Source organism: Nocardia exalbida NBRC 100660, from assembly GCF_000308575.1.
GTDB lineage: Bacteria > Actinomycetota > Actinomycetes > Mycobacteriales > Mycobacteriaceae > Nocardia > Nocardia exalbida.
Genome location: NZ_BAFZ01000032.1, coordinates 155497 through 166336, shown reverse-complemented (window position 1 = coordinate 166336; position 10840 = coordinate 155497). Strand labels below are relative to the sequence as shown.

Annotated in this window: 9 protein-coding genes; 3 read left to right on the top strand and 6 right to left on the bottom strand. The window is 65.0% G+C overall.

Annotation, left to right across the window (positions count from 1 at the left end; genetic code table 11):
• On the bottom strand, positions 1–415 hold a 415-nt coding region (locus tag ON29_RS06970), incomplete at its 3' end, for an amidohydrolase family protein (RefSeq protein WP_169332563.1).
• Positions 416–704: 289 nt separating this feature from the next.
• On the opposite strand from ON29_RS06970, the gene ON29_RS06965 reads away from it, so the two are divergent.
• The 3 genes from ON29_RS06965 to ON29_RS35640 all read left to right on the top strand — a co-directional run bounded on the left by ON29_RS06965 (position 705) and on the right by ON29_RS35640 (position 3830).
• On the top strand, positions 705–1613 hold the full coding sequence (locus ON29_RS06965) for a LysR family transcriptional regulator (RefSeq protein WP_051174935.1): 909 nt from the start codon (positions 705–707) through the stop codon (positions 1611–1613).
• Positions 1614–1652: 39 nt separating this feature from the next.
• Positions 1653–2645 (top strand): amidohydrolase family protein, encoded by a 993-nt coding sequence (locus tag ON29_RS06960; protein ID WP_040865294.1) that lies wholly within the window; start codon positions 1653–1655, stop codon positions 2643–2645.
• Between the two features lie 882 nt (positions 2646–3527).
• Positions 3528–3830 (top strand): hypothetical protein, encoded by a 303-nt coding sequence (locus ON29_RS35640; RefSeq protein WP_157172676.1) that lies wholly within the window; start codon positions 3528–3530, stop codon positions 3828–3830.
• 120 nt (positions 3831–3950) lie between these two features.
• Here the strand turns inward: ON29_RS35640 and ON29_RS36900 are convergent, their stop codons facing one another.
• From ON29_RS36900 to ON29_RS06940, 5 genes are all read right to left on the bottom strand, one after another.
• Positions 3951–4127 (bottom strand): hypothetical protein, encoded by a 177-nt coding sequence (locus ON29_RS36900; protein WP_245548845.1) that lies wholly within the window; start codon positions 4125–4127, stop codon positions 3951–3953.
• Entirely contained in the window at positions 4124–4387 is a 264-nt protein-coding gene (locus tag ON29_RS36895) for a 3-hydroxyacyl-CoA dehydrogenase family protein (RefSeq protein ID WP_051174934.1), read from the bottom strand. Before ON29_RS36895 ends, ON29_RS36900 begins: the two co-directional genes overlap by 4 nt.
• Positions 4388–4812: 425 nt before the next feature.
• Positions 4813–6534, bottom strand: a complete 1722-nt coding sequence (locus ON29_RS06950; protein ID WP_040865293.1) for a GMC oxidoreductase — start codon at positions 6532–6534, stop codon at positions 4813–4815.
• A gap of 689 nt (positions 6535–7223) precedes the next feature.
• Positions 7224–8777 carry a succinic semialdehyde dehydrogenase gene (locus ON29_RS06945; RefSeq protein ID WP_040865292.1) on the bottom strand — a complete coding sequence of 518 codons (1554 nt, stop codon included), beginning with the start codon at positions 8775–8777 and terminating at the stop codon, positions 7224–7226.
• Positions 8778–8934: 157 nt separating this feature from the next.
• Positions 8935–10677, bottom strand: a complete 1743-nt coding sequence (locus ON29_RS06940; RefSeq protein ID WP_040865336.1) for an acyl-CoA dehydrogenase family protein — start codon at positions 10675–10677, stop codon at positions 8935–8937.
• Positions 10678–10840 lie beyond the last annotated feature (163 nt).

Sequence of the window (10840 nt, the reverse complement as noted above, 5' to 3'; positions counted from 1 at the left end):
GTGCCGTGGAGTTCTCGTAGGTCGCCGCCGCCAGCGGCCTGCCATCAGGGAAGGTGGTTGCTTCGAGCTGTTGCTTGTTGGCTCGAATCTCCGGCAGCGGCGTGAACGACCAGTCGCTGCCGTAATGAATGCGCGCGGGGTCGGCGACGTTCAGCAGTGCGGGTAGCTGATCGGGTAACGGCATTCCTGCCAGATCGAAATGCAGCAGCCGCAGCGCGCGGTGCATGAGTTCCGGTTTTCCGGTCGCCTTCGATGCGAGGACGTCGATGCGCGACGCCAGCGCCGGCAGTACGGCGCCCGCGTGCGGCACGATGATCCGCATGCTCGGATACCGCTCGAGAGTCCCCGACAACACCAGGTCCGTGACGGCCCGCGTGGTATCGAAGAAGGACTCGAACGGCGGCCTCGGGTTCACCCGGATGCGGTTGCCCGAGAACCGAGGTCGGCAGCCACTCGCCGTAGTCGCCCACTGACTGCCAGCGCTCCGACCAGGACGAAGAAGAGCTCTCCCCGGGAAGGAGCAGACCGGTCGGAAACCAGAACAAGAGCATGGTCCAGAAGAACAGGACGATATAGAGAACAGGGCCGTGCACTGCGTCGAGCACGGCGGTGAAGTCGCTCATGAGTCGAGTGTGGAGATCAGCCGCGTATACGGCAAATAGATCCTCGGTCTCTCAATATAAGTGCCGCTGATAGTATGGGGCGTGCCCGCGCATCCGGATCTGAACCTGACCGCCGCCCTGCATGTGCTCCTCGAAGAGCGGCATGTGAGTCGTGCGGCGCAGCGGCTCGGCGTGAGCCAGCCTGCCGCGAGCGCAATGTTGGCCAGACTGCGCCGGCATTTCGGTGACGAGTTGCTCGAGCGAGTCGGCAACCGATACGAACTGACACCGCTGGGCCGCCAGTTGCGCGAGCAAGCAGGCGGTGTGATGCGGCTGTCGGAGCGCCTGTTCGCCACGAAGTCGCGTTTCGAGCCGGCCACGTCTGAGCGGGAATTCGTGCTGACCGTCTCGGACTACGTGGTTGCGGTGCTGGGCCCAGCGCTCGCGGCGGCGTTCGAAGCGCAAGCTCCGCGGGCGCTGCTGCGTTTGCGGCAGTTCGGCAAGGCGCCCGACCCACTTGTGGAACCCACTGCCCGCTCCGAGGACGGCCTGATCGCTCCACACAGCGCGTTTCCGCTCGGCATGGCTCATACGGAGTTGTTCTCCGACGAATGGATCGCCATCGTCGACCAGGACAACCCGATCATCACGCACCGACCCGGCCTCGACGAATTGAGTGAACTGCGCTGGGTGCTCGCGCAGCACGAACCGGGGGAATCGCCTTTCTTGATGCGCAGGCTGTCCGAGCAGGGTGTCGCTCTGCGACCACAGGTGATCACCGACAGCTTCGTGGCCCTCCCCCTCTATATCGCCGGAACGCAGCGCGTGGGGATCGTCCAGCGCAGGCTCACCAGCGCGATGGCGCTGCCGCCCGCTTTGCGCGTGGTTCCCTGCCCGTTCGAGGTGGGGCCGATTAACGAAGCGCTGTGGTGGCATCCGGCACAGACCCACGATCCCGGACATCAGTGGATGCGCGGAGTCGTCGCCCAGGTGGCCAGCACGCTCGCCTAACTTTCGAAAGTCGAAAGTAGATGCGTATTCTTATTTCTTATGCGCATCGACTTCCACGGGCACTACCTTCCACCTCGGTTCTTCGACCGGATGCAAGCACTGGACGCTCGCCACCGCGTCGAGTCCTTCGCGGTCTTCGGCGAGCATCTGGCGGCGGCGTCGAACAGACAGTTCGCGGCGGGCGAGCCTGCCTTCATCGACCAGTGGATTCGCGATATGGACGCGGCCGCCGTGGACTTGACGCTGGCCAGCGTCGGTGCGGTCCAACCATATTTCGACTCGTCATCCGACGCCGCCGACGCCGCTCGCTTCGCCAACGAACTGCTGCACGAGGCGGTCGCCGCAGGCCGCGGCCGCATCGGCGCATTCGGCAGCCTGCCACTGCCCCACACCGCCGCTGCGATCGATGAAGTGGCGTTCTGCGTCGAGGAATGCGGTTTCGCCGGTGTGAACCTCGGATGCTCCGCGGCGGGCAAGCCGCTGGACGCGCCGGAATTCGACGACCTGTGGGCTGCCCTGGACAGCTGTGGCGCCATGGTGTTCCTGCACCCAGGGGCGACACCGGAGATGGCAGTCGGATCCTCGCAATACCTTCTGGCTCCGGCTTATTGCAGCCCGACCGAGATGGCAACGGCCCTGTGCCGACTGGTGGCGGCCAAGATCCCCTTGCGCTTCCCGAACGTGCGAGTGGTTGCCGGGATCACCGGTGGCGCTGTCCCGCTACTGGCGTACCGCTGGGATCGCGGGATGCGCGCGGCACACACCGATCTCTACGAAGAACTCGGCGGCGTCCTGCCGCATCTGCGGCGCTTCTGGTACGACACCAGCCTCATCGAAGACCCCCACCTCTACCATGCCGTCCGCGCCACCGTCGGTGTCGACCGGTTGGTACTGGGCAGTGACACTCCCCGCGCGCCGGTCGGCGAAGTGGTGGAAGCGATACTGACCTCGGACCGGCTCTCCGACGAGGAGAAGATCAGCATCCTCGATACCAACGGCGCAGCAGCGTACGGCTGCTCCGAGGTGCGATGATCGCGGCCCATACGAAAATCGTCGTCGATCGGGCTCTACAGCCGGATGAACCACATGTCGGGCTGTGCCCGCGAATGCCTGCAGGTCGCCGGTTAACACCGCGCCACGGACCTCAGCGGATCGGATTCCCGCCGTCGAGCAAGAGCGGTTGCGCAGCAGCCACAACGGGCACATATGCGACGAAGCCGCCCCAGCAGCAAATCGAAGACGGCGTGCATCAATCATCGAAACTTGCTACGAAACAACCCAGTTGACAACTCATACAGATGCATCGACTTGACGGCTATCCGGCAGCGATCTAGATTTACTACCACTCCAGCACGGATCTCCGTCACAGATGACTAAGATCTGAGTTCAAGTCCCCTCTCGCGCATTACTCGAGCACGTATTTGCGTCAAATCTGACGCAAATACCTGCTCGATCACCCACTCTTCCCCTCCGACTCGCTCGCAGCGGCCCCGGTCGTGACGCGCATGCGCCGAAGGCGGCACTCGCAGCACGCAGTTACGTCAGAAATGACGCTCCCGGGTGTTCGAGTGAACCTCGCCCAGTTCTCTACCACGGACAATCGGCGCAACTGAGCCATCGGCGTGCACGAGGGCTTCCTCTGACACGCAGGCATTGCCCAGTTGCGCCACACGGGATGTTTGCTGAACAACGTCGAGGACCCCGCGCTCCCGATCGAGCCCCGTAGCAGCAGTCGGTCGGATTCCGGACCAGCCGCCGAATTTTGTCGATCGTGACCAAAACCCCCAACTGATGGCAGGGTTGGCGGCGACGCGGGTAGCCGTCGTGACGGGGATGCGTGGGGCCGGGAAAACCCAAGTAGCCGCAGCACATGCACGCCATGTACTCCATGACGGCCAGGGTTTGGTGGGGTGGGTGAACGCTGAATCCGCCGACACCCTGTACGCCGGATTGACAGAGGTCGCGTTGCGTCTGCCAGCAATCAATCCCGAGGGCGACCCTCGCAGCTCGGCGCAGTTGGAGCTTGCCCACGCCCACATCGAGGCTGGCGATGCTGCCCACGGCTGCTCGCTGCTTACGGCGAACTTCAACAGCATCAACGCGGTTGGGTCCGCTCGATTACAACGCAAGTTGGATGCAATCGCGACTGCGGTACGACCGCATGTCGCAATTGCAGAGGTGAAGCATTTCCCAGGGATGCGCGCAACACTCGCGTAACCCTTATACGCACTGAGATCATTCCGACTTCGTCGGAGCGCCGACAGCTGCTACTTGCTTGCCCTCTTGGACCTGAAGCAATGACATGCCCAACCTTTCATTGATCAGCCAGCGCGGCCGCTACCGCGGCAGCATCCGGGACACCATGCCGGCAACGGCGGAGACGTCAGGCGCGTCGAGGAAGCCCGAGCGCTGGTACGCCGGGTCGGGGTACTCGTAGTAGCCCTTACCCGTCTGCACGCCGAGCAGCCCTTTGTCGAGGAAGCGCTCCTTGATGTAGTCGGCGTTGGCGATCATCTGCGCATCGCCGTTCCGCTCCCCCAGTAGGAGAGGACGTCGTACGCGGTCTTCATGCCGACCATGTCGACCAGGCCCAGCGGCCCGACTGTGCCGCCGCCGAACATGAAGGTGCGATCGATGTCCTCCGGGGTGGCGATGCCGTTCGTCCCCAGGGTCTGCGCGGCATTGAGCAGAGTGGACGCGGCCAGGACGCGGCAACCGAAGCTGAAATCGCTGCCACCGCAGCGGAACTCCTCGAGCGCGCCGAACGCGGCCACGCCTCCGCCACGACCCGATCACGCCGCGATCGCAAAGTCGCCGGACGCACCAAAGCCACCCGCGGCGCGTCGTCGCAGACCCCGCACCGCGACAGCGATACCGGCGATCAGGCCGGACCCGACCAACCCGAAACCGGGTGTGGTAGTCGATGCGGGTCTCGTCATAGCTGGGAAGCGAGCAAACGCTGGTGAGGACCACCGACAAAGAGCCGATCACCGAACCGAGCCGACAGCTGACCACCCTGACGGACTGGCGGCAGTTCACTCTCGATCACCCGACGATCCCGGATCTATTGGCGCACAACGACCGGACAGCACTCGACCCCGAGTCTCGCGGTCCGGCGCCCCGGCCCCCTCTGCCGGTCACCGGCGAAGCGGCACGCAAGGTCTGGGCGCCGTCGCTATCTCACAATCCCAGATTGGGCTCAGGGGGCGAACTGATGTGATGTCAATGCACCTGGAGCAATGGCGGGTACGGCGGGATGTTCCGGCCGAATCGGTGCGAGCTGTTTGTAAGGCTGTCCTTGGGCTGGCCGCACGTCTTCCTGCCCCTTGTTGGGCCATAGCGACGCCGCTCGCTCGGCCTGCGCCGCGATCGAAAGCGCCGGATTCACACCGAGATTCGCGGAAACGGCGGCACCGTCGGTGACGTAGAGGGTCGGGTAGTCGTACACGCGGTGGTACGGATCGATGACGCCGGTCTCGGCACTGTCGCCGATCGCCGCACCGCCGAGGAAGTGTGCGGTCAGCGGGACGTTGAACAGCTCGCCCCAGCTGCCAACGGCGATGCCGCCGACTTTCTCGGCCATCCGCCGGGTCGCCTCGTTGCCGACCGGAATCCAGGTCGGGTTGGGTTCGCCGTGGCCCTGCTTCGAGGACATGATCCGGATGCCGCCTGGCCCGCGCTTGGTAAACGTGGTGATCGAGTTGTCCAGGTGCTGCATCACCAGGGCGATCACCGTGCGCTCGCTCCACCGTTTCGGGATGAGCGTATTCAGCAGCAGAGCCGGCCGGGCGCGGCTCTGGCCCAGAAATTGGCGCCACCGCGGTACGTCGGTGCCCTGCGGGCCTGCGCCATCGGTCATCAGCGTCTGCAGCATGCCCATCGCGTTGGAGCCCCTGCCATACCGGACTGGTTCAATGTGGGTATCCGGCGTCGGGTGGATCGACGAGGTGATGGACACCCCGCGAGTGAGATCCAGATTTGGTGACACCGTGAGGGTTTGAGCGCCTACGATCGACTCCGAGTTGGTGCGGGTCAACATGCCCAGCCGCGCGGACACGTCACGGAGCCTCCCGGTGTCACGCATCTTGAACAGCAGCCGCTGGGTGTTGTACGTGCCCGCCGCGAGGATCAGGTACTTGGCGGTGAAGGTACGCTTGCCGCGCCGCATCCGACCGTTGGTGCGACGGGTGGCCACCTCCCACAGACCGTCGCCGCGCTGCTGGAAGCTGGTCACCGTGGTCAATGGAAGTACTTGGGCCCCAGCGCGTTCGGCCAGAACCAGGTAGTTCTTCACCAGGGTGTTCTTGGCGCCGTACCGGCAGCCGGTCATGCACTCGCCGCATTCGATGCAGCCGGTACGCGCCGGGCCTGCACCACCGAAGTAGGGGTCCGGCACGGTCTTGCCCGGAGTCTTCTCGCCGTCGGGCCCGAAGAACACGCCGACCGGCGTCGCGACGAAGGTGTCGCCGCAGCCCATGTCGTCCGCGACCTCCTTGATGATCCGGTCGGCGTCGGTGAACGTCGGGTTCTTGACCACACCGAGCATGCGCTGTGCCTGCTCATAGTGCGGCATCAGTTCGGCTCGCCAGTCGGTGATGTTCTTCCACTGCGGGTCGTTGAAGAAGGGGTCCGGCGGAATGTACAGCGTGTTGGCGTAGTTCAGGGAACCGCCGCCGACGCCGGCGCCGGCCAGGATCATCACGTTGCGCAGCAGGTGGATCCGCTGGATGCCGTACATGCCGAATGTGGGCGCCCACAAGAACCGTCGCAAGTCCCACGAGGACTTGGCGAAGTCGGCGTCGGAATACCGCGGGCCGGCCTCCAAAACTCCGACCCGGTAACCTTTCTCGGTGAGCCGGAGGGCGCTGACGCTACCTCCGAATCCCGAACCGATAATGAGCACGTCATAGTCAGGCGTCATGGCGGCTTTCCTAACAATCAGTCGACGGTAGTGAGAATGGCGTGCGGCACGGCAGCAGCACGCAAGACACGAGATCCTCTGCACCGGCGAGATGCCCGGGAGGCTCGAGTCAGAAGCCGCGGGTGAAGCACGGTGAACAGGACGGAGATTGCTGCGGAGCTCGCCGCGATGGTGGCGATCGCAGACAAAGAGTCGGTAGCGGCTGCCCAGCTTGATGCACCGAAGAGCGTCAGTGTGAACACGAAGATGCGACTATCGGCGAGGATAGTGTGGCAACCTGCTCGCCCGGATCAGGCAAGGCGTGCGAGGCCGCTGCTGGGGGCGGGAGTGTTGAGTCGTGGTCAACGTCGGACTCCTCGGTAGCGCTTCGGGATGAGATGCCAACCTACAAACGGCCGGTGTCAATCAACAAGGCCTTCCCAGCCCTGCGCGGTGTGCTGCGAGCACATCCAGCGCTCTTGGGATCCTGTCAGTGAGGCGATGAATCTGGCAACACCGAGGCCCCCAGCACGTCGCACACAAGTAGAGCGGCGTGCAGTTCGGCGACCTTGATCGTTGCGGGCCGACCCCGGCATGATGCACCCTTTGCGGGACCGTGCTTTCGTGGATCCCAAGGTGCGTGCTGCGGTCGTGAGACTCCTTTGCGCATCGAGAACAGCAGCAGCGCAGCCCGCTTCGGCACCGAGGTCTCAGCGGCCTGGGATCCATTGCAGGGCTTTGACGAAGGGCGGCAGGATCTTCGCCCACAGCTTCTGCGGCACGCCGCGTGGGCCGCCGAGGTTCAGGACGCGGGTGGTGGCGATGGTCTGCGGTTCGGTGTATTTGGTCAGGCCTTCAGGGCCGTGGCGGCGCCCGACGCCAGAGGTTCCCATGCCGCCCATCGGCGCGCCGGTGCTACCCCAGGCGGGGCCGTAGCCTTCGTCGACATTGACGGTGCCGGCGTGGATCCGGGCCGCGATCGCCTCACCCTCGTTCTTGGTGGCCGCCCACACGCTGGCATTCAGGCCGTACTCGGTGTCGTTGGCCCGCTCGACGGCCTCGTCGACGCCTGCGACCGGGTAGACCGAGACGAGCGGGCCGAAGGTCTCGTCGCGGTAGCATTCGGCGTCGGCGGGAACGTCGGTGAGCACGGTCGGCTCGTAGAACAACGGGCCGAGGTCGGGGCGGACCTTGCCGCCGGCGATCACGGTGGCACCCTTGGCCACGGCGTCGTCGACGTGACGAGCCACGGCTTTGACCTGCTCCTCCGATATGAGGCTACCCATCTCGATGCCGAATTCGTAGCCAGCACCCAGCGTCATCGCGGCGACCCGCTTCCCGAAGATGCGGGTGAACTCGGGCGCGATGGACTGTTCGACGTAGATACGTTCGATGGAGACGCACAGCTGGCCGGAGTTGGAGTAGCAGGCGCGCACGGCGGCGTCGGTCACCTCGCGCAGATCGGCCCCGGCCATCACGATCATCGGGTTCTTGCCACCCAGTTCGGCGGAGAAGCCGATGAGACGGGCGCCGGCCTGTTCGGCAAGCAGCCGACCGGTGGCGGTGGACCCGGTGAACATCACAAAGTCGGAGTTCTCGACCAGTGCAGCGCCCACCACCGAACCGGGCCCAGGGACCACCGCGAACAGATCCTGCGGGAGGCCTGCCTGGTAGAGCAGCTCGACGCACGCCAGCGCGCAGTACGGGGTCTGGCTGTCAGGTTTGAGGACCACGGCGTTGCCGGCGAGAAGCGCCGCGATGGCGTCCGATACCGCGAGCGTCATCGGGTAGTTCCACGGCGAGATCACCCCGACGACGCCCTTGGGCTGGTACCGCACCACCGTCTTGGTCAGGCCGGGCAGCATTCCGGCTACGCGCTTCGGCCGCAACAGCTTTGGCGCGACGCGCGCGTAGTGCCGGGCAGTCAAGGCAATGTCGAGGACCTCTTCCTGGGCGGCGTCGCGCGACTTCCCGGTCTCGGCCTGCGCCATGTCCATCAGGTCATCGCGATTTTGCAGCACCAGGTCGCGGTAGCGGTGGAATATGGCGGACCGCTCCACAACCGGACGGTCGGCCCAGTTCTTCTGTGCGACCCGGGCGCGGGTGATTGCGTCCTTGGCGTCCTGCGCGGTTCCGACCGGCACGGTGGCCAATTGCTTTCCGGTGAATGCTTCGATCACCGGCCGGGTCGGACGAGTGACTGCGTCCGGGATGGCGATCAGGTCGGCGAGCCGCATGAACGTGGCGGTGGACGGAGCAGGCATATGTACCCCCTACAAGCTGGTGGGTTGGCTGTATGCCAAGCGGCTAGGGAATGCGGTGAGGGCGCCGGCCGGGACCAATTGGTTCGCACGGTTCCGGTCATTCCTCGGACGTCTGCCATAACCTTCGGCTGGATGCGCGGCGCCGCGAGACGCGTGCTCAGCCATGGTGGGGTCCTTGGTTCATCTCGTAGGCGCCGGACAGCGCGGCGACACGCTGCCAGATGCGGTCGAACCGCTCCACGTCAGCGACGGGTCTGCCGATTGCTGCCAGAATGCGCTGCTGCTGAGCCTCGGTGGTGGCGGGTTTGTCGTGCAATCCGACTGCCGCAGCGTTGAAGTCGCGGACCAGTACGTCGAAAATCTGGTCCACCAGGTCGGCGTCGACGCCGACGATCTCGGCTTGTTCCAGGATCAGCTGCCCGTACACGACCAGCGTGAACAGTTCGGTCAGGGCGAGCCCGAAGTCGAGATCGCCCTGCTGGGCGGCATTCGGGGCGGCCTCGCTGAGAAAAGTGACCAGGGCTTCGGCCTGTGCGGTGAAGCGGGCCACGTTCGGGATGGCGGCCGATGCGGCGTATACCACGCGCCAGTCGTGGAACCGGACCGTCGCCAGTCCGCGGGCTGGTCCCTGGCGAAACAGGAACTCGTCGTCGGCGGCATCGAGCCGGGTCGGCACTGGCGGATAGGGCTGGGGGTCGAACAGGTAGGCAGGCATGAATTTCGCGATCAGCGCCAGGTTCACCGCGACCGTGCCCTCGAGTTTAGGCAGCCCGTCGATGTCCATCTTCGCGAGCAGCAGATACTGGTCCTTCTCGAACCCCTTGGCGGCCACGACATCCGACAACAGCCCGATCACCTTCTGCGCCTCGGTCGTCACTTTCATCTTGGTGATCGGGTTGAACAGCAGATACCGGCGATCGTCGGGGTTCGCGGAGCGGAAGTAGTCCACCGCGCGGTCGGCGAACAGCCGCATCCCGATGAGTCGGGCGTAGGCGTCGACGAACTCGCGGCGCACGTGCGGGAAGTCGGTGACGGGGTGCCCGTACAGAATCCGGTTGTGCGCGTGGGTGATCGTTTCGTACAGGGCGTGGGTCGCCGCGCCGATCCCACCGAAGCACAGGTTGAACTTGCCGATGTTGACCGTGTTCAGCGCTGCGTCGAACGCGTCCTGGCCGGTGTGCAGGATGTCCTGCGCGGTGACCGGGTAGTCCTGCAGGGTGAACTCGGCGACGAATATCTGCGACGGAACGATGTTCTTGACCACGTGGAAGTTCGGGTGCCCGGAGTCGGCGTAGAAGAACACGTACTGATCGGGGCCCTCGATTCCGGCCACGCGCCCGAACACCGACACGGTGCTGGCGCAGTTGCCGTTGCCGATGTAGTACTTCGACCCGCTCGCGCGAAACCCCTCGGTATCGTCGGGGGTCAAGACCATATCGGTGGAGTAGATGTCGGCGCCGTGTTCCTTCTCCGAGAGGCCGAACGCGGCGACACCGCCATCGGCAAGGGAGCGCGCCGCCCGGGCGCGAGCGGCGTCGTTGTCGCTCTGCCACACCGGGCCCAGCCCGAGCACGGTGACCTGCCACGGATACCAGTAGTTGAAACCGTAGAAGCCCAGAATCTCGGAAAGCGCCGCCACCCGCGCGGTGTCCCACCGCTTGTCCGGATCGCCGGCGCCGTCCCGCGCCGGGGTCAGGAACTTCGCGAACAGGCCCTCCTTCGCGACGAACGTCAGAAAATCCGCGTGGAAGACCTTGCCGTGATAGTCCTGGATCAGCCGCTGCTTGCCGCGGTGTTCGAACCAGTCGATCGTCGCGCGCAGCAGCCGCCGCGTCTGCGGATCGAAATGCTCCGGGTCATACTTCACCGGATTGAGCAACAACTCGTCGCATGCTGACATCATCAGTGTGTCCTTTCTGTCGAGTCCTGGATTGTCCGCACACCGCGTGCGGCCACGGTGGGTCGGCGATCAACTCGCCAGACTCCAGCAGAGCCGTGCGGGAGAGGATGGGTTCGTGCGATGCGGACCGCACTGACGAACGCCTCGACGATCTGCTCGGTGG

Coding starts and splice junctions, on each gene's coding strand:
- ON29_RS06960 (WP_040865294.1), top strand. CDS start 1,653: ATGCGCATCGACTTCCACGGGCACTACCTTCCACCTCGGTTCTTCGAC.
- ON29_RS36900 (WP_245548845.1), bottom strand. CDS start 4,127: ATGATCGCCAACGCCGACTACATCAAGGAGCGCTTCCTCGACAAAGGG.
- ON29_RS06950 (WP_040865293.1), bottom strand. CDS start 6,534: ATGACGCCTGACTATGACGTGCTCATTATCGGTTCGGGATTCGGAGGT.
- ON29_RS06945 (WP_040865292.1), bottom strand. CDS start 8,777: ATGCCTGCTCCGTCCACCGCCACGTTCATGCGGCTCGCCGACCTGATC.
- ON29_RS06940 (WP_040865336.1), bottom strand. CDS start 10,677: ATGTCAGCATGCGACGAGTTGTTGCTCAATCCGGTGAAGTATGACCCG.